20 protein-coding genes, 2 tRNA genes, 1 pseudogene and 2 riboswitches are annotated in these 22,415 nt (G+C 68.4%); of the genes and pseudogenes, 4 read left to right on the forward strand and 19 right to left on the reverse strand.

Features of this window, described 5'->3' with window-relative positions; translation table 11 throughout:
* Window positions 1-8: 8 nt before the first annotated feature.
* The 6 genes and pseudogenes from cobO to cbiE all read right to left on the reverse strand — a co-directional run bounded on the left by cobO (window position 9) and on the right by cbiE (window position 5,011).
* Entirely contained in the window at window positions 9-617 is a 609-nt protein-coding gene (cobO, locus tag R9J51_RS18605; protein WP_179505349.1) for a cob(I)yrinic acid a,c-diamide adenosyltransferase, read from the reverse strand.
* Window positions 604-1,371: a precorrin-6A synthase (deacetylating) gene (gene cobF / locus R9J51_RS18610; protein ID WP_179505350.1), complete on the reverse strand. Its 768-nt coding sequence runs from the start codon at window positions 1,369-1,371 to the stop codon at window positions 604-606. Before cobF ends, cobO begins: the two co-directional genes overlap by 14 nt.
* Window positions 1,368-2,678 (reverse strand): cobyrinate a,c-diamide synthase, encoded by a 1,311-nt coding sequence (locus tag R9J51_RS18615; protein WP_179505351.1) that lies wholly within the window; start codon window positions 2,676-2,678, stop codon window positions 1,368-1,370. Before R9J51_RS18615 ends, cobF begins: the two co-directional genes overlap by 4 nt.
* Window positions 2,675-3,439, reverse strand: coding sequence for a precorrin-4 C(11)-methyltransferase (gene cobM, locus R9J51_RS18620; RefSeq protein ID WP_179505352.1), 765 nt, complete (start codon window positions 3,437-3,439; stop codon window positions 2,675-2,677). Before cobM ends, R9J51_RS18615 begins: the two co-directional genes overlap by 4 nt.
* A complete protein-coding gene (locus R9J51_RS18625; protein WP_179505353.1) occupies window positions 3,436-3,813 on the reverse strand; it encodes a cobalamin biosynthesis protein in 378 nt (125 codons plus the stop codon). Before R9J51_RS18625 ends, cobM begins: the two co-directional genes overlap by 4 nt.
* A pseudogene (gene cbiE / locus R9J51_RS18630) lies at window positions 3,810-5,011 on the reverse strand (precorrin-6y C5,15-methyltransferase (decarboxylating) subunit CbiE). Before cbiE ends, R9J51_RS18625 begins: the two are co-directional and overlap by 4 nt.
* Between cbiE and R9J51_RS18635 the strand changes: the two are divergent.
* Entirely contained in the window at window positions 5,010-5,771 is a 762-nt protein-coding gene (locus R9J51_RS18635) for a cobalt-precorrin-6A reductase (RefSeq protein ID WP_179505355.1), read from the forward strand. The pseudogene cbiE and the gene R9J51_RS18635 sit on opposite strands and share 2 nt — an antisense overlap.
* Here the strand turns inward: R9J51_RS18635 and cobJ are convergent.
* From cobJ to R9J51_RS18685, 10 genes are all read right to left on the reverse strand, one after another.
* Window positions 5,735-6,496, reverse strand: a complete 762-nt coding sequence (gene cobJ / locus R9J51_RS18640; RefSeq protein WP_179505356.1) for a precorrin-3B C(17)-methyltransferase — start codon at window positions 6,494-6,496, stop codon at window positions 5,735-5,737. The two genes, R9J51_RS18635 and cobJ, sit on opposite strands and share 37 nt — an antisense overlap.
* Window positions 6,493-7,236 (reverse strand): precorrin-2 C(20)-methyltransferase, encoded by a 744-nt coding sequence (gene cobI / locus R9J51_RS18645; protein WP_179505357.1) that lies wholly within the window; start codon window positions 7,234-7,236, stop codon window positions 6,493-6,495. The genes cobJ and cobI overlap by 4 nt, the downstream gene beginning before the upstream one ends.
* Window positions 7,233-7,862, reverse strand: coding sequence for a precorrin-8X methylmutase (locus tag R9J51_RS18650; protein WP_179505358.1), 630 nt, complete (start codon window positions 7,860-7,862; stop codon window positions 7,233-7,235). The genes cobI and R9J51_RS18650 overlap by 4 nt, the downstream gene beginning before the upstream one ends.
* A complete protein-coding gene (locus R9J51_RS18655; protein WP_179505359.1) occupies window positions 7,846-8,982 on the reverse strand; it encodes a cobalamin biosynthesis protein CobG in 1,137 nt (378 codons plus the stop codon). Before R9J51_RS18655 ends, R9J51_RS18650 begins: the two co-directional genes overlap by 17 nt.
* Window positions 8,979-12,239, reverse strand: coding sequence for a cobaltochelatase subunit CobN (gene cobN / locus R9J51_RS18660; protein ID WP_179505360.1), 3,261 nt, complete (start codon window positions 12,237-12,239; stop codon window positions 8,979-8,981). The genes R9J51_RS18655 and cobN overlap by 4 nt, the downstream gene beginning before the upstream one ends.
* 11 nt (window positions 12,240-12,250) lie before the next feature.
* Entirely contained in the window at window positions 12,251-13,288 is a 1,038-nt protein-coding gene (gene cobW, locus R9J51_RS18665) for a cobalamin biosynthesis protein CobW (RefSeq protein ID WP_179505361.1), read from the reverse strand.
* A 193-nt stretch (window positions 13,289-13,481) separates the two neighbouring features.
* Window positions 13,482-13,704, reverse strand: a riboswitch (cobalamin riboswitch).
* 69 nt (window positions 13,705-13,773) lie between these two features.
* Window positions 13,774-14,820 (reverse strand): HoxN/HupN/NixA family nickel/cobalt transporter, encoded by a 1,047-nt coding sequence (locus R9J51_RS18670; RefSeq protein ID WP_432787667.1) that lies wholly within the window; start codon window positions 14,818-14,820, stop codon window positions 13,774-13,776.
* Between the two features lie 165 nt (window positions 14,821-14,985).
* Window positions 14,986-15,224, reverse strand: a riboswitch (cobalamin riboswitch).
* Window positions 15,225-15,332: 108 nt separating this feature from the next.
* On the reverse strand, window positions 15,333-16,283 hold the full coding sequence (locus R9J51_RS18675; RefSeq protein WP_179506558.1) for an oxygenase MpaB family protein: 951 nt from the start codon (window positions 16,281-16,283) through the stop codon (window positions 15,333-15,335).
* Between the two features lie 72 nt (window positions 16,284-16,355).
* Window positions 16,356-18,617, reverse strand: coding sequence for a TonB-dependent receptor domain-containing protein (locus R9J51_RS18680; protein WP_179505363.1), 2,262 nt, complete (start codon window positions 18,615-18,617; stop codon window positions 16,356-16,358).
* Between the two features lie 60 nt (window positions 18,618-18,677).
* The gene (locus tag R9J51_RS18685) at window positions 18,678-18,863 is read right to left on the reverse strand and encodes a hypothetical protein (protein WP_179505364.1); all 186 of its coding nucleotides are present in this window, start codon (window positions 18,861-18,863) and stop codon (window positions 18,678-18,680) included.
* A gap of 669 nt (window positions 18,864-19,532) precedes the next feature.
* Here R9J51_RS18685 and R9J51_RS18690 point away from each other — a divergent pair.
* Entirely contained in the window at window positions 19,533-20,429 is an 897-nt protein-coding gene (locus R9J51_RS18690) for a LysR substrate-binding domain-containing protein (protein ID WP_179505365.1), read from the forward strand.
* A 267-nt stretch (window positions 20,430-20,696) separates the two neighbouring features.
* Here the strand turns inward: R9J51_RS18690 and R9J51_RS18695 are convergent.
* Window positions 20,697-20,773: transfer RNA gene (locus tag R9J51_RS18695), tRNA-Met, on the reverse strand.
* 148 nt (window positions 20,774-20,921) lie between these two features.
* Entirely contained in the window at window positions 20,922-21,170 is a 249-nt protein-coding gene (locus tag R9J51_RS18700) for a DUF465 domain-containing protein (protein ID WP_179505366.1), read from the reverse strand.
* A 206-nt stretch (window positions 21,171-21,376) separates the two neighbouring features.
* Between R9J51_RS18700 and R9J51_RS18705 the strand changes: the two genes are divergently transcribed.
* Window positions 21,377-21,452: transfer RNA gene (locus R9J51_RS18705), tRNA-Thr, on the forward strand.
* 241 nt (window positions 21,453-21,693) lie between these two features.
* Complete coding sequence (locus tag R9J51_RS18710; protein ID WP_246866172.1) at window positions 21,694-21,807, forward strand: Arm DNA-binding domain-containing protein; 114 nt, start codon at window positions 21,694-21,696, stop codon at window positions 21,805-21,807.
* Window positions 21,808-21,928: 121 nt separating this feature from the next.
* Here R9J51_RS18710 and R9J51_RS18715 read toward each other — a convergent pair whose 3' ends face one another.
* Complete coding sequence (locus R9J51_RS18715) at window positions 21,929-22,405, reverse strand: nuclear transport factor 2 family protein (protein ID WP_168556764.1); 477 nt, start codon at window positions 22,403-22,405, stop codon at window positions 21,929-21,931.
* Between the last annotated feature and the right edge of the window lie 10 nt (window positions 22,406-22,415).

The raw sequence follows: 22,415 nt of genomic DNA on the forward strand, positions 1-22,415 counted from the left end.
CGGGGGGATCAGAATTCGATGCCTGCTTGCGCTTTCACGCCAGAGCGGAAGGGGTGCTTCACCTGGGCCATTTCGGTGACGAGATCGGCCGCCTCCACCAGCGCATAGGGCGCGTTGCGGCCGGTGACGATCACGTGCTTCATCGCCGGGCGCGCGGCGAGCACGGCCAGCACTTCGTCGAGCGGCAGGTAATCGTAGCGCAGCACGATGTTCAGCTCGTCTGCCAGCACCATGGCATAGGCCGGATCGGCGATCATGCGCGCCACTTCCTCCCACGCGGCGCGAGCGGCCGCCACGTCGCGCGCGCGGTCTTGCGTATTCCAGGTGAAGCCTTCGCCCATGGCCTTGAAATCGACGTGATCGGGAAAGACATCGAACACGCGCCTTTCCCCGGTGGTCATCGCGCCTTTGACGAACTGCACCACGCCCACCCGCATGCCGTGGCCCACCGCGCGCAGCACCATGCCCATGGCGGCGCTGGTCTTGCCCTTGCCCTTGCCGGTGTGCACGATCAGCAGGCCCTGTTCGCGGGTCTTTGTGGCCATGATCTTGCCTTGCGCGGCCTGCTTCTTGCGCATCTTTTCGGTGTGGCGCGCCTCGTGATCAGCAGCTTGCATCGCCCTTGTCCTTTTTCAGCAGATAGATGTCCATGATCCAGCCGTGCTGCGCGCGCAGCGCGGCACGGCGGGCCAGAATGCGCGGGGCGGCCTGGGCCAGGGGGCCATGCTCCAGCGCCTGTTGCGCCATGCCCAGATAGGCGCCCCACCAGATGGCAATGCCCGCCGGATCGAGCGCCCGAAACGCGCCACCGGCATCGAGCATGACCACCACATGCAGCGCCCCCGGCGGCCAGCCATGCGCGCGCAGCAGGCGGCCGGTGGTGATGGTCACCGGCCCGGCCAGGGGGTTGAGCGGAATGGCATGGGCGGCGGTGAGCGCCTGCACGCTGGTGATGCCCGGCACCACGTGGATCGACAGCGGCAAGCCTTGGCCCGCCAAATGTGCGGCAATGCGCAAGCTGCTGTCATAAAGCGCGGGATCGCCCCAAACGAGCAAGGCCGCCCGCCCGCCCTGCGGCAGGGCCTGCGCCAGGGCGGCCTGCCACACCCCGGCAATTGCGTGGTGCCAGGCGTTGACCGCACCGGCATAATCGCCCGCGCCATCGCGCACCGGCATGGCAAATTCCACCTGTGGCACCGCGCGGGTGAGCACCGCCGCGCAGATCGTGCGCCGCACGTCGATCAACCCGGCCTTGTCCGCGCCTTTATCGGGCAGAAGGATCACATCGGCTGCGTTCATCGCCTGCACGGCAGCCAGCGTCAGGTGATCGGGATTGCCCGTGCCGATGCCAATCAGATCGAGGTGGATCATGCCTGCCCCGCGATCATGTGGAAGAACGTACCGGTCACGCGGCCCCGCCGCGATCCGCCTTCGGGCACGGCAGCGCCGGTGGCATCGGCCACACTCGCCAGCGCCTCGTCCGGCTGGGCCAGGATGCTGCAATAATGGAATTCGTGCCCGCGCAAGGCGGTGCCCGCCGCCATCGCCCCCACCGGCGCCAGCAGCCGCGCCGCGCGATAGCCCAGGTGCAGGCGCCGCACGGCATGGCTGGTTTCCAGGCCGAGCAGCCCGGCCATGGCGTGGCGCGTGCCGGCCTTGTCCACCAAACTTTGCCCCAGCACCATGTATCCGCCACACTCGCCATGCACGGGCCGCGTCTGCGCATGATGGCGCAGCCCGGCGAGGAAGCGCCCTGCCGCAGCGATGCGCCCGGCGTGCAGTTCGGGGTATCCGCCCGGCAGCCACACCATGTCCGCATCGGGCGCGGGCGCTTCATCGGCCAGGGGCGAGAACGGCAGGATCTGCGCGCCCGCCGCCTGCCAGCCATGCAGCAGGTGCGGATAAAGGAACGAGAACGCCGCATCGCGCGCCACGGCCAGGCGCTGCGCCGGCGGGGGTGGCAGGTGGGCCGCCGATGGCTGGGCCGCCTGCCCGGATGCCGCCGCGATCAGCGCGGCAAGGTCCACATGATCGCGCACGAACGCCGCCAGCTTGTCCAGCGCGCTGTCGAGATCGGCGTGTTCCTGTGCCTGCACCAGGCCCAGGTGCCGCTCCGGCAAGGCAAGGTCTGTGCGGCGCGGCAGGGCGCCCAGCACCGGCAGACCCACTTGCGCCATGCCGGCGCGCAGCAGGCTTTCGTGGCGCGGGCTGGCCACTTTGTTGAAAATCACCCCCGCCACGCGCAAGGCGGGATCGAAGCGGGCAAAGCCCAGCGCCGTCGCCGCCGCCGATTGCGCCTGGCCCGAGGCATCGAGCACCAGGATCACCGGCCAGCCCATGCGCCGCGCCACATCGGCACTGGCACCGTTGCCGGTGGCGCCCGGCTGCGCAACGCCATCGAACAGGCCCATCGAGGCTTCCGCCAGGGCGAGGTCTGCCCCCTGCGCCTGGCCCGCCAGCGCATCGATCAGGCCGGGCGCCATGGCCCAGCTATCGAGGTTGAACGAAGCACGGCCGGCAGCGGCGCGGTGAAACGCCGGGTCGATATAGTCAGGCCCGTTCTTGAACGGCTGCACCACCAGCCCCTGCTGCACCAGCGCGCGCAGCAGGCCGAGCGTGAGCGTGGTCTTGCCCGCGCCCGAACTGGGCGCCGCGATCATCAGGCCCGGCACTGTCATGCCTCTGCCTGTTGCGGGCGGAAGCGCCGCTCATAATCGGGGGCATAGAGGCTGCTGGGCGCAAAATCGCTGGCGTCCAGCACGCGGCCCACCAGGATCAGCGCGGTGCGCTCCATGCTGCCGGCCACCGCCGCTTCCACGCTGGCCAGCGTGGCGCGCACCACGCGCTCCTCGGGCCAGCTCGCGCGCCAGACCACCGCCACCGGGCAATCGGCGCCATATTCGGGCAGCAGATCGGCCACCACTTGCCCCAGATTGTGGATCGAGAGGTGAATGGCCAGCGTCGCCCCGGTCTGGGCAAAGGCCGCCAGGTTTTCACGCGGTGGCATGGCGCTGGCGCGGCCGGGCGTGCGGGTGAGCACGAGCGATTGGCCCAGCGCGGGCAGCGTCAGTTCCGCTTCCAGCGCGGCAGCGGCGGCGGCAAAGGCCGGCACGCCGGGGGTGATGGTGAAAGGAATGCGCAAGGCCCGCAGCGCGCGCAACTGCTCCCCCATGGCCGACCACACCGAAAGATCGCCCGAATGCAGCCGCGCCACATCGTGCCCGGCGGCATGGGCGGCGGCGATTTCGGCCATGATCTGGTCAAGCGAAAGCGGCGCGGTGTTGATGATGTGCGCGCCGGGCGGGCAGTGATCGAGCACGGCGGCCGGCACCAGCGAGCCGGCATAGAGGCACACTGGGCAGGCCGCGATGCGATCCCGCCCGCGCAGGGTGAGCAGATCGGGCGCGCCGGGACCGGCGCCGATGAAATGGACGGTCATCGTTCTGTGCTTTCGGCAAGGGCGCAAGTGGCCAGGCGATCGGGCGAAATATGGCGCGCGCTCAGCAGGCGGGCATGGGGGCCAGCGCCAGCCAGCGCGGCCGCTTCGGCAAGGCTGCCGATGCCGCGCGCGTGCAGGCTGGCGGGCGATTGCGTGGGCGTGGCGCAATGGGCCAGCTGTTCGGGCGCGATCGGCAGCAGCGGCAGGCCGAGCGCCTGGGCCAGAGGGGCCAGCGCGGCGGCCTTGTCTGCCGCCGTGGCCAGATGGGTGACGGGCGGATGCCCCTGTTGCGCCAAGGCCAGGGCGGCGCGCAATGCGGCGGGCGTGGCAGCGCCGCGAAAGCCGAAGCCGGCAACAATCCCATGGCCGATCATCGCACCGCGCTCCACTGCACCAGCGGATAGCGTGCTTTCCACCCGCGCCGGCTGCCCAGCGCGGTGGCATCGGCCAGTTCGATGCGCAGCAGGCTGCCACCGGCTTGCGCGTGCCACTGCGCCAGCAATGCTTCGGATTCCAGCGTGACGGCGTTGGCCACCACACGCGTGCCCTTGGGCAGGCACGCCCACAGCGCATCGAGCAGCGCCGGGTTCAGCCCGCCACCGATGAACACGGCATCGGGCGGCGGCCCATCGGGCAGGCAGACCGGCGCGCGGCCGGTGATCACGCGCAGGCGATCCACCCCCAGCGCCGTGGCATTGGCGCGCGCGCGGTCGGCACGCAAGGGATCGGCCTCCACCGCCACTGCCCGGTTGGCCGGGTGGGCCAGCAGCCATTCGATGCCGATGGAGCCGGAACCCGCGCCGATGTCCCACAACAGCTCCCCCGCGCGCGGGGCCAGCGCCGCCAGCGTCAATGCGCGCACGGGCGCCTTGGTGATCTGGCCATCGGCGGCGAACAGGGCATCGGGGCGGCCGGCGGTGACCGGCATGGCCAGCCCGTCTCCCGCCACGGCCAGGCCCACCGCCACGGGATGGGCCACGTCTGCCAGCGCAAAGCCATCGGCGCGCACCTGCCGCACCCGTTCGCGCGGGCCGCCGAGCGCCTCCAGCACATGAAGCTGGGCTTCGCCAAACCCGGTGGCGACGAGATAGGCGGCGAGATCAGCCACGGCGGCGCCATCGCGCAGCAGCACAAGCGCGCAGGCGCCGGGCGCAAGATACGGGCGCAGGCGTGAGAGCGGCGCGGCGTGCAGGCCCAGGCACGCGCAATCCTGCAAGGCCCAGCCCAGCCGCGCCGCCGCCAGGGCAAACGTACCGGGCGCGGGATGGGCCACCCATTCGTGGGGCAAGAGATGCGCTGCCACACTGCTGCCTGCGCCGAACCAGAACGGATCCCCCGATGCCAGCATAGCCACACGCCGCCCGCGCAAGGCCAGAAGCCGTTCGATTCCGTCGGCAAATGGCACTGGCCATTCGATGACCCGCGCCGTAAGCGGGCCAGCCAGGGCGAGATGGCGGGGCGGGCCGATCACCACCTCTGCCCGGCCAAGGCCGCGCGGGCAGCGGCGGAAAGGCCATCACGGCCATCCTCGCCCATGCCGATGATGCTCAACCAGGGAGCCGGTTCAGACATGCCAGAGATCCTGATTCTGGGCGGCACGACCGAGGCGAGCGCGTTGGCGCAGTTGCTGGCCGCGCAGGGTCTGGCCGCCACGCTCAGTTATGCCGGGCGCACCCAGGCCCCGCGCGCGCAGCCGGTGCGGGTGCGCATCGGCGGGTTTGGCGGGGTGGAGGGGCTGGCCGCCTATCTGCGCGAATACGGCGTGACGCATCTGGTGGACGCGACCCATCCCTTTGCCGCGCAGATGAGCGCCCATGCCATGGCGGCCGCGCAGGCCGCTGGCGTGCCGCTGATCGCCCTCACCCGCCCGGCCTGGCAGACGCAGCCGGGCGACGCCTGGACCCGCGTGGCCGATGTGGCCGGCGCGGTGGATGCCCTGGCCGGGCCGGCGCGGCGCGTGCTGCTGGCGCTGGGGCGGATGCATGTGGCAGCCTTTGCCGCGCAGGGGCAGCACCACTATGTGCTGCGCTTTGTCGACACGCCCGATGCGCCGCCGCCCCTGCCCGATCACGCGCTGGTGGTCGATCGCGGGCCCTTCACCGTGGAGGGCGATATGGCCCTGCTGCAACGCCATGCCATAGACCTGATAGTGTGCAAGAACGCGGGCGGCAGCGGCGCGCAGGCCAAGCTGATCGCCGCGCGCGCGCTGGGCCTGCCGGTGATCATGATCGACCGGCCAGACCTGCCCCCGCGCCACGAGGTGCACGATCCGCAAGCGGTGCTGGACTGGATCGCTCATGCCGCGGCCCCATCAAGGCTGCGCGGGGTGTAAAGCACCGGGCCAGTGGCCCGGTGGATCATGCGCGTCTGGCTCGATCCCACGATCACCACGGTGCGCATGTCGGCCATGTCGGGCTGCGCCTGCGCCAACGTAACGATGCGCAAGTGCTCCTCGGGCGTGGAGACGGCGCGGGCGAACAGGACCAGGCGCGCCGGGCCGCAGCATTCGCGCAGCACGGCCAGCGCGCGGGCGAACCCCTCGGGCCGCGCGCGCGAGCGGGGATTGTAGAACGCCATGGCGAAATCCGCCTCTGCCGCCAGACGCAGCCGCCGCTCGATCACCGCCCAGGGCTTGAGATTGTCCGACAGGTTGATCGCGCAGAAATCGTGGCCCAGCGGCGCCCCGGCGCGCGCGGCAGCGGCCAGCATCGCGGTGATGCCCGGCAGCACGCTGACCGGCACATCGGCCCAGCGGGGCGCGCCTTCTTCCACCACTTCGAACACGGCGGCGGCCATGGCGAAGACGCCGGGATCGCCCGAGGAAACCACCACTACCTGCCGGCCCTGCGCCGCCAGATCGAGCGCATGGGCGGCGCGTTCGCGCTCCACCCGGTTGTCCGACGGGTGCAGCGTGAGGCCGGGGCGCGGCGCCACGCGGGCGACATAGGGAATATAGCCGATAACATCGGTAGCAGCATCGAGCGCGGCGCGCACTTGCGGCGTGACCATGGCTTCGTCGCCCGGCCCAAGGCCGACGATGGCAAGCGTTCCGGTCATGGCCGGCGCCCCTGGCCGTGGATCAGCAGAATGGAGAAATAGGGCGTGACTTCGCTCGCCTCCATCAGTGGCGTCACCCGCTGGGCGGGCATGGCGGCATATTCCACCAGCCAGGCCGCACCCTCGCGCCCGGCAGCGGCCACGGCGCGGCGCAGCTTGGGCAGGTTGCGGCCGATCTTCATCACCACCAGCGCATCGGTATCGCGGATGCGGCGGGTGAGTTCGTCTTCGGGCAGCGTGGCCATGGCCACGGTCAACACATCGTCACCCCAGGTGATCGGCAGGCCGGTGGCATTCCAGGCGCCGGCCATGCCGGTGATGCCGGGCACCACCTGAACCGGCACCTGGCCCGCCAGACGGCTGTGCAGGTGCATGAAAGAGCCGTAGAAAAAGGGATCACCCTCGCAGAGCACGACCACGTCTTCGCCGGCCCGGGCCAGTGCGGCCAGGCGCGTGGTGCACTGGGCATAGAACGCGGCAAGGCAGGCGTTGTAGCGCGGATCGCTGACCGGGATTTCGGTGGTGACGGGATATTCCATCGGGATTTCCACCGCATCATCGCGCAGCAGATCGGCGGCGATGCGCCGCGCCTGCCCCGGCCGCCCGGCCTTGCGGAAATAGGCGATGTGGCGCGTGGTGCGCACCAGCCGGTCTGCCCGCACGCTGAGCAGATCGGGCGCGCCGGGGCCAAGGCCGACACCGTGGATCGTGCCGGCAATAACGTTGGGAGCCGCGCTCATTCCGCGTCGCTCGCCAGGGCGTTGATCGCCGCCACGGTGATCGCGCTACCACCCAGGCGCCCATCCACCACGCAGCAGGGCACGCCCTGCCACTCCCACAACGCAGCCTTGGATTCAGCCGCGCCGACAAAGCCCACCGGGCAACCGATGATCGCCGCCGGGCGCGGGCAGGACGGATCTTCCAGCATGTTGAGCAAGTGGAACAGCGCGGTGGGCGCGTTGCCGATGGCCACCACGCTGCCGGCCAGATGCGGTCGCCACAATTCCAGCGCGGCGGCGGAGCGGGTGTTGCCCATGGCCCGCGCCAGCGCAGGCACGCCCGCATCGTGCAGCGTGCAGACCACGGCGTTGCCGGCCGGCAGGCGCGTGCGGGTGATCCCTTCGGAGACCATACGTGCATCGCACAGGATCGGTGCCCCGGCGCGCAGCGCGGCGCGCGCGGCATCGACAAAGCCAGCCGAAAAGCGGATCTGCCGGGCCAGGTCCACCATGCCAGCAGCGTGGATCATGCGCACCGCCACCGGCTCTTCACGCGCGGCGAAGCGCGCCAGATCGGCCTCTGCCCGGATCGTGGCGAAGGACTGGCGATAGATCGCCGCGCCATCGGTTTCATAGCTGTGCGGCATCGGTCAGCCTTTCGAAATGGGCGAGCACCTCTTGGGTGCAAAGCGGGGTTCCCGTGCCGGCCAGGGCATCACGCGCCAGATCGAACCGGCCATCGGCGCGGCCGGTCAGGACATGGGCGGCAGGGCGGCTGGACGCGCAGCCCTTGGCGCAGCCAGAAACGTGGAGTGTGCCGCGCACCAGCGGCGCCAACGCCAGGGCAAGATCGCGCGTGGGCACATGGGCCTGCGGGCAAGCCGGCGCGCCGGGGCAGGCCTCCACCTGCAAGACCGGATCGGTCGGATCGGCGATCAGGCCGGGGACCGTCCCGGCACCGGCACCCTCCACCACCATGACGCGCCACGGGGTCAGGCGTAGGGCCTGCGCACCGGGCACATCGAGCGCAGCGACAAGCGCGGCGGCATCCACCCGGCCGAATGGCGCGCCATGGGCCATGCCCAGCGCACCGGGACCGGGGCGCAGCGGCGCAGCGGACGCGGCCGGGGTTTCCTGGCCCGTGGCCCAGGCGGGCAGCGGCGCGGCGTGGCGAGCCATGCGCCCTGCAAAGCCGCTGTTCGCAAACCAGCGGGCCAGCGCGATCAGGCCATCGGCTTCCCGGCCCGGCACCAGTGCCACGCCCGTGGCGCGCCCGGCGGCGCGCAGGATCAGGCCACCGCCCGCACCCCGCTCCACCCGGAAATCGCCCGGTTCGCCCAGCAGCATGGGCGCGGCGCCCGCGTCGATCACGAAACCCACCTTGCCCGGCAACGCGGGCAGTTCGGGCAGGCGCGCCAGCAATTCCGCCGCCACGCGCGCGGTATCGTCGCCCATGATCCAATCGGGGGCGACCAGCACATTGGCGCGGCGCTCCGCCACCGGATCGGCGTCTACCAGTCCCAAGGCCAGCAAATCGTGCAGCGCGGCCTGCCAGCCGGCTTCGTCCAGCCCGCGCAGTTGCAGGTTGGCGCGGCGCGACATGTCGATCAGGCCATTGCCATGGCGCGTGGCCAGCCCGGCCAGCGCCAAAGCATGTTCTCGCGAAAGCCGGGCCAGGCGCGGCTTTACGCGCAGCAACAGGCCATCGCCCGCCGCCATCGGGCGCCAGGCATCGGGGCACCAGCCGGCGATGCGAAAGCCGCTCATGCCAAAAGCTCCGCCAGGATGGCATTGCGCCGCGTGGGCCACAGGCCCGCCGCATGTAGCGCAGCAAAGCGCTGCTGCATCGCCGCCAGCGCACCGGGATTGTCGCGTTTCAGAAACGCGCGCACTTCGGGCGTGCCCAGCGTGGCCTGGTAATAGAGGTCGATCAGGTGCGCGGGCACGCTGCCGGGCGCCAGATGGGCAAAGGCGCCCAGGTGATCGAGCGTGGCGGCCAGTTCTGCCCCGCCGCGAAAGCCGTGGCGCATCATGCCGGCAATCCACCCCGGCTGCGCCGCGCGGGCGCGCACCACGCGGGCGATCTCTTCGTTCAGGGTGCGCGCCACGGGCCGGGCGGGATCGCGATGGTCGAGATGATAGAGCGCGGCCTTTCCGCCCGCTACGGCTTGCGCGGCGGCAAAGCCGGCCTCGTGCGCGGCATAGTCCATGCTCAGCAACAGGTCGGTTTCGGGCAGATCCTGCGCATGGACAAAGGCATCGGCCGCCGCCACGCGGGCGCGCAGGCCGGCGGCATCCTCTCCCGCTGCATCGAGCGCGTGGGAAGAGGCAGCCAGCCAGGCTTCGCCAGCGGCACGGCGGCTGGCCGCGTCATAGGTTTCGGCCGCTTCACCCAGCCCGAGGCCATAGCGGCCCGGCGCCGGGCCATAGACGCGCGGCGCGGGCGCCTGGCCGGCGAAAGGGTTCCACTCGGGCGGCTCATCACGCCCACACAGCGCCTGCACCGCCTGGCCAAACAGCACGGGCAGCATGGGAAAGGCATCGCGAAACAGGCCCGAAACCCGCAGTGTCACGTCCAGGCGCGGATGGTCGAGCGTGGCCAAGGCCAAGATTTCCACGCCGGTCACCCGCTCGCTGGTGCCGTCCCAGATCGGCGCCGCGCCCAGCAGGTGCAGCGCCATGGCAAAGTCTTCGCCACCCGTGCGCATCGTGGCCGATCCCCACAGGTTCACCACCAGCGCGCGCGGATAATCGCCGTGGTCCTGCAAATGGCGGCGCACCAGTTCCTGCGCCATGGCCACCCCCTGCGCATGGGCGGCGCGGGTGGGCAGGCTGCGCGGATCGACGGCATAGAGATTGCGCCCGGTGGGCAAGACATCGGCCCGCCCGCGCCAGGGCGAACCCGCCGGCCCCGCCGCCACGCGCCGCCCGGCCAGCGCGGCCAGCAGGCCAGCGCGCTCTGCCGCGCCCTGGCTGCCGCGCCCGAACACGTGCAGGCCATCGCCATATTGGCTGTCTTTCACGTCGCACACGAAGCGGTCGATCCGGGCGATCGCCTCGGCCGGGCTGGCATCGGGGGCAAGGCCCAGTTCGGTTTCCAGGCCCAGGCCTTGCGCCTCTGCCCGGATCGCGCCGATCAGCCGATCCCGCCGCGCGGGATCGAGGCCCACGGCCCCGGAAAATTCATCGAGCAGTGCCTCCACCCGCGCCAGGCCCGCGCCGCTTGCCACCCGCACCGGCGGGGGCGGCATGTGGCCCAGCGTGACCGCTCCGATGCGCCGCCGCGCCTGCGCCGCTTCGCCCGGATCGTTGACGATGAACGGATAGATCACCGGGAGATCGCCGATCAGCGCCTGGGGCCAGCATTGTTCGCCCAGCGCCACCGCCTTGCCCGGCAGCCATTCCAGCGTGCCATGCGCGCCCATATGCACCAGCGCGTCCATCCCTTGCGCCCGCAGCCAGAGATAGAACGCCACATAGCCATGGCGCGGGCAGCGGGTGAGATCGTGATAGCTCTCGTCCCGCCCAGCCACGTCGCCGCGTTCGGGTTGCAGCGCGATCAGGGCATGGCCGGCGCGCAAGGCGGCAAAGTGGAATGCGCCGTCGCGCACCGCCGGGTCCGCCTCGGCCGCGCCCCAGCTTTGCGCCAGGTCTTGCTGCAAGGCGGGCGCCAGCTCTGCCAGAGCGGCGCCATAGGCGGCCAGCGGCCATGCCAGGGTTTCCCCCGCCAGCCGCGCCGCCAGATCGCCCGCAGGCGCCATGGCATAGCCGGCACCCGCCAGATCATCGAGAACGGCGGCTGTAGAGGCCTGCGCATCGAGGCCCACCGCGTGGGCCATGGCATGGGCCTTGCCCGGATAGATGGAAAGCACCAAGGCAACCTGGCGCTCTGCCGCCGGGCGCTGCGCCAGCGCGATCCACGCCGCCACGCGCCCGGCAATGGCGACGATGCGCGCGGCATCGGGCGCATGAACCTGGCGGGCAAAGCCCAGCGCGGCATCCTGCGCCACGGCCTGCTTGAAACTGGCCACCCCGGCAAACACGCGCCCGTCGATTTCGGGCAGGACGACATGCATGGCGAGGTCTGCCGGCGCCAGGCCGCGCGCAGAGGCGGCCCAGCCCTCACGCGTGCCGGTGGCCAGCGCCACCTGGAACACCGGGGCGCCGGCGCCATCGAGCGGGCTGTGCCCGGCCTCGTCCCGCGCGGAAAAGGCCGTGGCGTTGACGATGGCGGCGGGCCTGAGCCGGTCCAGCGCGGCTTCGACCAAGGCGCGCGATTGCGGTTCTTTCAACGACGTGACGTAAAGCCCCAGGGCGCCGATGCCGTGTGCCGCGAGGGCCGCGATCAGCGCGGCGATCGGCGCGCAATCCTGCGCCGCCAGGGTGGAGCGATAGAACACCACCAGCGCCAGCGGCTGGGCCGGATCGGCCTGCCAGGCCAGCGGATCGCAAAGGCCGCCCTGCGGGTGCCAGCCCCCAGCCATCGGCAGCGGCGGTTCCGCGATCGCAGCAGAGGCCCCACGGCCCAGCCCGGCCTCTTGCGCCAGCAGGGCGAGCGCGGCAGCCATGCCTTGCGCGCCGCCCGCGTCGCACTGCCGCGCCAGTTCGCGCAAAGGTGCCTCGCCCAGCGTGGACGCGGCATCGAGCTGAGCATCGGCGCGCCCGTCTGCCGGCAAGACCGCCAGCGCGATGCCGCGTTCGCGCGCCAGCTGCGCCACCTGGCCCAGGCCATAGCGCCACCACGCCACCCCGCCGATCAGCCGGATGAGAATGCCGCGCGCGCCGGCGAGCGTGCGCTCCACATAAGTATCGACCGAAAGCGGATGTTCCAGCGCGGCCAGATTGGCCAGGCGCAGCGTGGGAAACGCCGGATCGCGCGCGCGCGCCAAGTGCCAGGCGGCGGCACAGGCAGCCAGGTCGCTGTCAGAGAAAGACAGCACGACCAGGTCTGCCGGGGCCTGCCCCAGGTCTTGCGGCACGGCGGTTTCTTCCAGGCCGTGGCTCTCGCGAAAGAGGACGTGCATCGCGCCTGCCCTCAGGCCAGCAGCGCCGCCCGGATCGCTTCCGGCTCCAGCCGCTCCCGCTCGGCAATCGCCACCAGTTGCCCGCTGCGCGGCTCGCCCGCGCGCCAGGGTCGGTCATAGTGATGGCGCACGCGCGCGCCCACCGCCTGAACCAGCAGGCGCATCGGCTTGCCCGCCACCGCGACATGGCCTTTCACCCGCAGCACGCCGTGGTCTGCCGCCAGGCGCGCGATGCGCGTGGCAAGGTCTGCCGGATCGGCGATTTCGTCCAGTGCCACCACGGTGCTGGCGAAATCGTCGTGCTCGTGATCGTCCGCGCCATCGTGGTGAGACGGGCGCGCGGCGATATCGTCTTCCGCCGCCGCGTTCAGGCCCAGGATCACGCGCGGATCGGCGGCACCTTCGGCCAGGTCGATCACCGGCATGGGGCGCGGCGCGGTCTGCGCGATCACCGCGCGGGCCTGCGCGAGCCCGTCCGGCCCGGCCAGATCGCCCTTGGTCAGCAGCACCATGTCGGCACAGGCAAGCTGGTCCTCGAACACTTCAGCCAGCGGTGTTTCGTGGGTCACGCCCGGATCGGCGGCGCGTTGCGCCTCAAGCGCCACCAGATCGGGGGCGAAGCGGCCGGCGGCCACGGCCTCTGCATCGGCCAAGGCCAGCACGCCATCGACGGTGATGCGGCTGCGGATCGCGGGCCAGTCGAACGCCTTGAGCAGCGGCTTGGGCAGCGCCAGGCCGGAAGTCTCGATCAGGATGTGATCGGGCCGGGGATCGAGCGCGAGCAGGCGCTCTACCGTGGGGATGAAATCGTCGGCCACGGTGCAGCAGATGCAGCCATTGGCCAGTTCCACGATGTTTTCGGCCGGGCAATCGGGAATGGCGCAGGATTGGAGGATGTCTCCATCCACGCCCAGCGTGCCGAATTCGTTGACCACCACCGCCAGCCGGCGCCCGCCGGCGTTGCGGATCAAGTGGCTGATCAGCGTGGTCTTTCCCGCGCCCAGAAAGCCGGTCACGATGGTGACGGGCACTTTTGCCAAATCCGGCATGCACAAAACCCTTCCGCGCGCCAGCGACGGACAAAGGCAGGGCTTCACCGGAACGATCCGGCCGGGCGCGCGGCGGCGGGCCGGCGCACGAAGGCGCCCGCCACAACGCAAGCCCGTGCAGCCCCAGCCGCACAAGTCTTCGTCGCCCAGACGGAAGTGTTACCGTGCCCGGACCATCCCCTGGATCAAGGCAAGAGCGACCAGTGCGCCGGCAGGTCTCCTGGCTCGTGGGTCAGGGCTTGATGCACGCCTTCCCAGGCACTTGGTGCCCAGTGGCCGCCCCCGGCCAAAACCGGAGACAAAGTGCATCGCGCTCGCCACTTACAGTTGCAGGGACAGCTGCGGACTTGGGGCAAAGCCCCGCACCGCATTCCCGATTAAGCCCCTCTCGGGGCACCGACGCGATCTTCGCGAACGACGGGCCAGGCCCGTCCTTCGTCACTGCATCTAGCCCAGTTCGGAAGCCAAGCCAACTGTCCTTGGCATCAGGATGGTTCTGCCACCTCGATCTCGTCCAGCCGCTGCCAGCGATAGATCGCCAGGCTGGCCAGCCAGCACAGCGCGAACAGGCCGATGATGGCAAAGCCCAGGCCATTGAAATTGCCGGCCAGATCGGCGGCCAGGCGAAAGGGCGCACTGCCCAGCCCCAGCTTCTGCCCGATCAGCGCGGCCGCCTCGATCCCGCCGATCACGATCGCCACCAGCGCGGAAACCAGCGTGATGGTGATATTGTAATAGAGCTTGCGGATGGGTTTGACGAAGGCCCACTCATAGGCGCCGAGCATGACCACGCCATCGATCGTATCGACCAGCGCCATCCCCGCCGCAAACAGCGCGGGCAGCACCAGCACGGTGCCCAGCGCCAGCCCGCTCGCCGCCTGGCTGGCCGAAAGGCCGAGCAGCGCCACTTCGGTGGCGGTGTCGAACCCCAGGCCGAACAGGAAGCCTAGCGGCGCCATATGCCACGAGCGCGTGACCAGGCGGAACATCGGCCGAAACAGGCGCGAAAGCAGCCCCCGGCCCGAAAGCAGCAGGTCGAGGTCTTCCTCCACATAGGTGCCCCCTGCCCGCACATGGGCAAAGGTGCGCCACACCGACCGCAGGATGACCAGGTTCATCGCCGCGATGGCAAACAGGAACAGCGCCGAAACCGTGGTGGCGATCACCCCGCCCACCTCGCGCCAGGCACCAAACCGGGCGAGCGCCGTGGCGGTGAGCGCCACCGCCACCGAAGCGAGCGCGATGATCGCGGCATGGCCCAGCGCAAACCACAGGCCCACGGCGACGGGCCGCTGCCCCTGTTGCATGAGCTTGCGCGTGACATTGTCGATCGCGGCGATGTGATCGGCATCGACCGCATGGCGCAAGCCAAGGCCCCAGGCGAGCAGCGCGGTGCCGAGCATCAGCGGTTGGGCGTGGAACAGGCCCAGCGCCCAGACCCAGGCAAGCCCATTGGCAAGGACCAGGCAGGCGATAAGCACGGTGATGCGCCGCCGCAGCGGCGACGCGGAAAAACGGGATGATGCAGGCACGAACAGACACTCCGGCCAGGGTTGCGACTGGACCGGACACGCTTGTTGCGCGCGCACGCCACGCATGGCGCCCGCGCAGCCGCGCCCGGCCGCGATGGCGTCGCTCTGACGGAATGAACCGTGCCGCGGCCATCCCCTGGGCCAAGGCCATCCCCCGGACGGAGGAACGAGCGACCTGCGCCGGCCGGTTTCCTGGCTTGCGGGTCAGGGCTTGATGCATGCCTTCCCAGGCCTCGCCCGTCTTGGCGTCCGGCCCAGTGGCTGCTTTCCCGCCGATACCGGGAAAGCGGTATGCATCGCGCTCGCCGCTTACAGTTGCAGGGACAGCCACGGATTTGGAGCACCAGGCCCCGCACCGCGTTCCCGATTGAGCCCTCTCGGGCACCGGCGCGATCTTGCGCCCGGCGATTGCGCACCGGGCGGCAAGGGCATAGCCAGCACTCTGCCCCGGCGCAATGGCAAGTCGCCGGCCAGGTAACCGCGCCGCCGCGCCGCCTGGGTGCTGCGCTCGCTCAGTCTGACGATCCCCCGCCCGCTGCCCGCTGGCGTGCGGGCGCGAACGCCCATTGCAGCGTGCGCGCCATGGCAAAGGCGCCGCCGCGCACGATCGGCAAGGCGGGCAGCATCACGTGCCGCTGGTGCAAGGCCTTGGCCCAGGGCGGCATGAGATCGACCGCCGCCTGAAACAGCACATGCTGTGCCGGCGCGGCGGCCAGCGAGGGCGCGGGTTGCGACAACACCATGCGGGCGACCTCGCGCGTGCGCTGGTCGGCGCGCAGTTCGGGGCGGAATGCCGCCATCAGTGCCTCCGCCTCGGCGCGGGTTTCCGGGACCGGATCGGCGTCCAGCCGACGCGCAACCAGGCCTGCCTGCCTGATATAGGTATCCTGGTCGGCGCGCGTCATGCCCGGTTCGCCATAGGCGATCCAGGCGTCGAGAAAGCATAGTGCCTCGCACACGTGAACCCAGGCCAGCAAGCGCGGATCGCTGGCGCGATAGGGCGTGCCATCGGGCAAAGTGCCTTGCACATGCGCATGGACGGCTTTCACTTTGTCGATCGCAGCATCCGCCAGGGCACGATCGGCATAAGTCGTCACGGCAATGAACCGCGCGGTACGCCGCAACCGGCCGGGCATGTCGTTGCGGAACGTGCTGTGGTCCCACACCCCGGCCAGAGCGGCGGGGTGCAACATCTGCAACAGCAGCGCCGCGACGCCGCCGATCATCATCGTGGTCACATCGCCGTGCACGCGCCAGATCACCGAATCGCGCGCGAACAATGCATTGTCCGATCGCACGACCGGACTTTGCCCCCTCGCCCGATCGTGGAACACCGCCTGTACCTGCGAAACGAGCAAGCGCCGCAGCAGCGCGGTGGGGGCAAGGTCCGTCGGGCTGGTCACGCCGCAAGGATTGCCCGAAACGCGGCCGGCGCGCCAGCGGTTAGCGACAGGCCACGGCATGATGCTGCAGGCCATGAGCACCCCCGTGGTGACCATGGCCTGCAGAGAAGCAAAGAACCAACCGGCGCGGGTTCAGAAGTTGAAGCCGAGACGGGCGCCAAAAGTGCGGGGCGGACGCAGGCCAACCACCGGCAGACCGAGCACGGGATGAACGAACGACATCGACTTGATCACGCGGTCTTCGATGTTGTCGACAAAGCCCGAAACCGAGAAGCGGTCTCCCGCGGCGTGCCAGGTGAGCGTGGCGTTCGAAACGGTCGTGGCGTCCTGGTATTGCCCAGAAACATACTCCTCGCCCAGCCAGTACCCGCTTTCGATCCGCGTGCCGACCTGCGCATCGATGCGCGATCCACCCGCCAAATCAAACGTATGGCGATAGGACAAGTTCACCGTCCACGTGGGCGAAAGCGGCACGGTGCGTCCCGCACAATTGACCTGAACCGCCGCTTGCCCGGCAATGGCCGTCGTGGGGCAGCTCGTCTGCGCCGGGCCATTGGCGGTGCTTTGGGTATAGGTGAATTCCTTGTAGCGGGAATGCAGGTACTGCACGTCTGCGCTCAGCGTGTCGCTCGGCGCGGGCTGCCAGGTTATTTCCACTTCCGAGCCATAGATTTCGGCCTTGCCGGCATTTTCGGTGATGAGGTCGAAGCCGGCCGGCTGGATCGGGCCAAGGTGCGTCACCTGCTTGTTGCGGTAATCCCAATAGAACAATTCGGCGTTGACCTGGAGCGTGTTGCCAAAGAAGCGGTTCTTGCTGCCGATCGTATAGGCCGTAAGCGTTTCGGGCTTGTAGGTGTTGGGCGGCTGCGAGCCGAAGAACCCGCCAGCCTTGAAGCCGGTTCCGACATTGGCATAAAGTAGCGACTGCGGGCCGGCGTCGTATTCGACACCACCTTTCCAGGTTACGCGGTTGGCAGTCAGGTCACCGCTAAGCGCGGCATAGCAGGCGCCCGTCGTGGCATCATAGGGCGCGCAGGTGGAAGTGGATTGCCCAGCCCCCAGCGGCGAACCGTGGTTGCCCGCCTGCGTCTTGTGCTCGTGCGTGTAGCGCAGGCCGCCCGTCAGGCGCAGGCCATCTGCCAGGGCAAAGGTCAACTGGCCGAAGGCGGCATAGCTGCGGGTGTTGAGCAGCGGATTGGTATAGCTGAACGATACCCCCTGGTTGGCAAACAGGTTGAAATGCAAGTCTTCGTTATAGAAGAAGCCACCCAGCAACCACTGGAGCCGCGCCGTCTTGTTGGACGAGGCCAGCCGCGCTTCGAGTGAGGTGGTCTTGGCATTTTCCGAAACCTGCAACGGAAAGCCGGGGTTGTACTGAAGATAATCGTTGCTGCTGTCCCGATAGGCCGGAATAACCGTCAGCGTGGCATTGTTGAACGCATATTCGGCCGTCGCCGAAACGCCCACGTTGTTGGCATTGACATAGCCCTTGTCGGTAAATGCCGGCAGCAGATTGGGATTTTGTCCACCCGTGATGCCAAGCGAGACATTGCGCAGCAGTGCATTGCTGCCATCGGCCGTGGGCCCGGCATAGGCATTGGAAGACAAGAACGGCGAAAACACGGCGCCCGGTCCCTTGCCACCCTGGTGCGCATAGTCGCTGGCGATCAGGACGTGAAAGCGGTCGCTGGCGACGAGTTTCAACTGAGCGCGCACCGCTTCGCTGCGATCGTCGTTATAGCCGTCGGAGAAATAGCCATCACGGCGGGTGATCTGCCCGGCCACGCGGAACGCCGAACCGCCACCGAGCGGCGCATTGAGCGCCAGTTCGCCGCGCCACAGATTGTAGTTGCCCACTGTCACGTTGCCGCTGGCTTCATAGGCATCGTCGGGCTTGTGCGCGATGATGTTGAGGGCCCCTGCGGTTGCATTGCGGCCATAGAGCGTGCCCTGCGGCCCCTTGAGCACTTCAACGCGGTCAAGATCGTAAAACAAGCCGTCGGCGCCAGCCGAGCGAGCGATGTAAACCCCATCGAGGTTTACCGCCACGGCCGGTTCGGCATAGGCATTGCCGGCAAAGTTGCCCACGCCGCGCACCGTCACTTGCGTACCGGCCCCGCCCGACGCCGCCAGCTTGAGCGCCGGCACCAGTTTGGAAAGATCTTGCGGCTGGCTGACGCCAGCATTGACCAGCGACGCGGCATTGACTGCCGAAACCGCCACGGCCACGCGCTGCAGGTTTTCCGAGCGCCGCTGTGCCGTCACCACGATATCGCCGATCCCGGTCTGCGGTGCTTCTGGCGTGGTTGCCGCGCCGGCGTCTTGCGCCTGGGCCAGCGATGGGCTGCTTGCCAGGGCGCATGCCGCCGCCGACCACAACAGATATTTGGTCATCAAACCTCTCCCTTGAAATCCCGGCCTTTTCCGCCGGTTTTAAACTGCGCCGTTGTGGCGTCAGGCCTGTGCGAAGTTGGCGTCGTGGATCACCGCAAACGCCAGGATTCCCACCCGGCAGCCACGCCCGAATGCAAACCCATGGCTTTCGACGAATGCGACGCCCATTGGCGTGCCCGTGGCGATCGGGCCGCTTGGACAGAGCGTTCTCATCGTTTGCTGAAACGCGCCAACTTCCTGCGCCAAGCCCTCCTCCGCGCTGGCGGCGCTAACGGCCACCTAACTGACCAGATCCCCATTAATGTACGATTTAGTCATTGTCACGCGAAATATGCGGCAAGCAGCCCTCGCCGCCCACCGGGCACCACTGCGCCGCAGGCTGAACGCCCGCAACCGCGGTGAACCGGCGGGCTTTTGCCGCAGCCACCATCAGGGAGGATTTGCAAAACGCTGCGCAGCATGGGCGCACGAGACCGCCGGGCAGGATGCAGGCGACACAGCCGCAGGGAGCGGCGCTGGCCGCCGGCTTGGTTGGCGCCGGATCAGATCCGCGCCCGCTCTGTCCTCAGCAAAAAAGCGACAAGGCGGGCGATGCCGCCAGCGCGCTGGGCCGCAAACTCATAAGCCTGGACTATGGCCGGGCGCGGTGTTGGTCCCTCTTTTGCGGGATGCTCCACGGGCTGTCGAACGCCGTTCGCACGTAGACGGCAGAGACGCCCAGCATAGTCTCCCAGAGCAAAGACAATCTGGTGAAATGGTGCGATGGTTGGCGATCCATACAGGGCACAGGTGCATGGTTCATGGCTGGCTATCCTTGCGGCGGCGGTGAAAACTGCCATCCGGAATACCCAGCCCACGCCCGTTCTGGCCAACCAATTGATCGACAGAGATCATTACCTGTGTTTATGATCTTGCATGCGCAAGATTCCCCCCCTGGCTGCTGTTCGGGTGTTCGAAGCGGCGGCGCGACATGAAAACTTCACCGCCGCCGCCCAAGAACTGGGGATGACCCAGGCTGCTGTCAGCCACCAGATTCGCCTGATCGAAACCCATCTGGGCCAGCAGCTGTTCCGGCGCGAGCGCCAGCGCGTGGTCCTGACCGATGCAGCGCGGCGCGCGGCGGCAAACCTTGGCAAGGGCCTCGACATGATCGAGGCCGCCTTTGCCGAGATGCGCGCCGATGACGAAGGCACCCTGACGATTTCGACCACGCCCACATTTGCCAATGCCTGGCTGGCATGGCGGATCGGCCGCTTCCAGATGTGCTATCCCGATATTGCCGTGCGTCTGTTGATGCAGGAAGGGCTGGCCGACTTTGCCGGCGATGGCATCGATGTGGCGGTGCGTTCAGGATACGGACCCTGGCCCGATCTTGCGACGCATCGCTTGATGGAGCAGGATTTTACCCCGATGTGCAGCCCGGCATTCCTGGCGGCACAGGGTGGGCAGATCCTGGCCGAGGACCTGCTCCGCCTGCCCCTGATCAGCCCGCATGATCCCTCGTGGGCCTGCTGGCTGCAGCAGGCGGGGCTGACACGCGCAGACGAAGCATCCTTGCAGGGCGTGCGCATGGATTCGCAGGCAAACGAAGGCCATGCGGCAATGGCGGGCCAGGGCGTGGCGATGCTGACGCCGTTTTTCTGGCACCAGGACATGGCCGAAAAGCGTTTGGTTCAATTGTTTCCCCAGGTGTCCAGCCTGGGTATGGCCTATTGGATCGCCTATCCCGACCATCGCCGCCGGTCCCGCAAGATCCGTCGCTTTTGCGAATGGCTGCTGGCCGAAATCGGGACATTCAAGCAGCCATCCTGAAATCGCCGCCCTTCACCGGAAAGGGCAATGCAGGCGCCAATGTCCTGGCCGGGGGCCGAGGCGAAGGACGTCCTCTAACGACCTGGACGGGGCAGACACACTCTATGGCTGGGGCGGCAACGACGCGCTGGTGGATGGCCTTGGGACGGTCGCAGCGACGGGCACAACGACCCATTCAAACCAAATGGAATCTGGGCTTAAACGTGGTTCCAATTTTCCGGAGAAGTCATTTCTCGCTTTGAACGCAAAGGAACAAAATGACTTTGATGGTAGCGGAGGAGGGACTCGAACCCCCGACACGCGGATTATGATTCCGCTGCTCTAACCGACTGAGCTACTCCGCCCCAGGCCGCGCCGCGTCTGGCGACGCGCGGTAGGGCGGCCAACTAGGCGGCGCGGGCTGATACGTCAACCTGCTTTTTGCCGACTGGGCCGCGTTCTCCACAAGCTTGACGGCCTTGACCCCACCCGCGCCGGGCGGCGGTGACGGGCTCACGCTGCCTTGGCCAGTGCCAGTTGCTCAGCCAAAGCATCGAGCAAGGCAAGGCGCTGCTTCTTCAAGCCCTCGAGATGCTCGTCCGAAGCGGGCGCGACATCGCTTTCGATCCGGTGCACCGCGCGGTTGAGCGCGTGATATTGCTCCACCAGCTTGTGAACGTGGGCATTCCTGGCCCGCAAACTGTGCAGCAGCGCCGCATCGTCGGAAAAGGCGTCCTGAAGATCGCCGGGAACGTGTGTCATGCACAACTCCTGCATGCCGTTTCTGTCATGAAGCGATCATGCCCGCGCTGCACCCACCGGCATTGCGCTTGGTCAATCGCCCGGAAATTCCACGCGCGCCCGCGGATTTCGCAAGATATCCACCAAAAACCCGCCGCCACCCCACGCAAAAACCATTGCATTCCCCTCCGCGCAAAGCTAATCGCCCGCCAGCCCACCGGGGCCAAGCCGCTTTAGCTCAGTTGGTAGAGCATCGCATTCGTAATGCGGGGGTCACAGGTTCGAGTCCTGTAAGCGGCACCAGGGGCTTATTCCCAAAACGCCTCAGCACATTGACTTGGCTAGATTTTCGGTCGATTTTGTCTTCCGGATGCTCTCGCTTTGTGCCAGGCTTTCTCACCACTTTTCACGCCAAGTGGGGCATTTCTGAGGGAAACGGAACCCTAGCAAAAGGCGTTGCCCGAAATTTTCAGCTTCAAACTCTCCCTATCGCAAGCCCGATGGGAAAGGCCTCTATCTTGAGGTCTCGCCCTCAGGCACGAAGATCTGGTACTTCAAACATCGCCTTCATGGCGTTGAGAAGCGCCTGTCGCTTGGCCAATGGCCGGACGTTGGGCTGAAAGCGGCCGCGCCCGGCCTGACAAGGCGGGCGATCTGATTCGTGATGGCAGGGATGTGGGATGCCCTCGACCATTCGAACGCCCCTCCCTTTGGAGGTGCCATTTCGCCGCCTCTCATGGCGAGTTCGGGCAAAGGCAATCTTGCCAGCCGGCAGGTCGCTACTGACCTGCCGCGTCTTGCTGCTCTGCCGGTGTCGCGGCACGGTGGCCGTAGCTGAGCACGCTGGTGATCCGCCAGGCGCCGTCCTGCTTTGCCCAGACCATCACGAACTTGGCGATACCCTCGCACCGTCCTGTCGCCAGTTCGCAGAAGCGGTGTTCGCCTTCCTCGATCGCGCCAAAGTCCTTGATCGGATAGACGCGGAACGTTGTCGGGATCAGTTCGCGCTTCACCTTCCCGCAGATGTACTTGCGGACGCCATCGACCATCGCGTCACGCTCGAACGTAGCGCCGCCGGTGTCATGATAGAAGGCAACCTTGGGGTCGAAATAGCCGGAGAAGGTCGGCAGGTCGCAGCGGTTGTAAGCATCGAACACCTTGGCATCGAGCGCGCCGATCTCCGTCGTCAGCGGATCGTTCATCGGCGGGGCTGGCGTGGCGGGCAACGCGGCGGCGAGGACGATGGCGGTCATCATGCGCTTGGTC

Origin of the sequence: Novosphingobium rhizosphaerae (genome assembly GCF_050920675.1) — a bacterium.
Classification (GTDB): domain Bacteria; phylum Pseudomonadota; class Alphaproteobacteria; order Sphingomonadales; family Sphingomonadaceae; genus Novosphingobium; species Novosphingobium rhizosphaerae.

Bases quoted from the DNA above. Each gene is read 5' to 3' on its own strand.
- cobO (WP_179505349.1), bottom strand. From the start codon at position 617: ATGCAAGCTGCTGATCACGAGGCGCGCCACACCGAAAAGATGCGCAAG.
- cobF (WP_179505350.1), bottom strand. From the start codon at position 1,371: ATGATCCACCTCGATCTGATTGGCATCGGCACGGGCAATCCCGATCAC.
- R9J51_RS18615 (WP_179505351.1), bottom strand. From the start codon at position 2,678: ATGACAGTGCCGGGCCTGATGATCGCGGCGCCCAGTTCGGGCGCGGGC.
- cobM (WP_179505352.1), bottom strand. From the start codon at position 3,439: ATGACCGTCCATTTCATCGGCGCCGGTCCCGGCGCGCCCGATCTGCTC.
- R9J51_RS18625 (WP_179505353.1), bottom strand. From the start codon at position 3,813: ATGATCGGCCATGGGATTGTTGCCGGCTTCGGCTTTCGCGGCGCTGCC.
- R9J51_RS18635 (WP_179505355.1), top strand. From the start codon at position 5,010: ATGCCAGAGATCCTGATTCTGGGCGGCACGACCGAGGCGAGCGCGTTG.
- cobJ (WP_179505356.1), bottom strand. From the start codon at position 6,496: ATGACCGGAACGCTTGCCATCGTCGGCCTTGGGCCGGGCGACGAAGCC.
- cobI (WP_179505357.1), bottom strand. From the start codon at position 7,236: ATGAGCGCGGCTCCCAACGTTATTGCCGGCACGATCCACGGTGTCGGC.
- R9J51_RS18650 (WP_179505358.1), bottom strand. From the start codon at position 7,862: ATGCCGCACAGCTATGAAACCGATGGCGCGGCGATCTATCGCCAGTCC.
- R9J51_RS18655 (WP_179505359.1), bottom strand. From the start codon at position 8,982: ATGAGCGGCTTTCGCATCGCCGGCTGGTGCCCCGATGCCTGGCGCCCG.
- cobN (WP_179505360.1), bottom strand. From the start codon at position 12,239: ATGCACGTCCTCTTTCGCGAGAGCCACGGCCTGGAAGAAACCGCCGTG.
- cobW (WP_179505361.1), bottom strand. From the start codon at position 13,288: ATGCCGGATTTGGCAAAAGTGCCCGTCACCATCGTGACCGGCTTTCTG.
- R9J51_RS18675 (WP_179506558.1), bottom strand. From the start codon at position 16,283: ATGCCGTGGCCTGTCGCTAACCGCTGGCGCGCCGGCCGCGTTTCGGGC.
- R9J51_RS18680 (WP_179505363.1), bottom strand. From the start codon at position 18,617: ATGACCAAATATCTGTTGTGGTCGGCGGCGGCATGCGCCCTGGCAAGC.
- R9J51_RS18690 (WP_179505365.1), top strand. From the start codon at position 19,533: ATGCGCAAGATTCCCCCCCTGGCTGCTGTTCGGGTGTTCGAAGCGGCG.
- R9J51_RS18700 (WP_179505366.1), bottom strand. From the start codon at position 21,170: ATGACACACGTTCCCGGCGATCTTCAGGACGCCTTTTCCGACGATGCG.
- R9J51_RS18715 (WP_168556764.1), bottom strand. From the start codon at position 22,405: ATGATGACCGCCATCGTCCTCGCCGCCGCGTTGCCCGCCACGCCAGCC.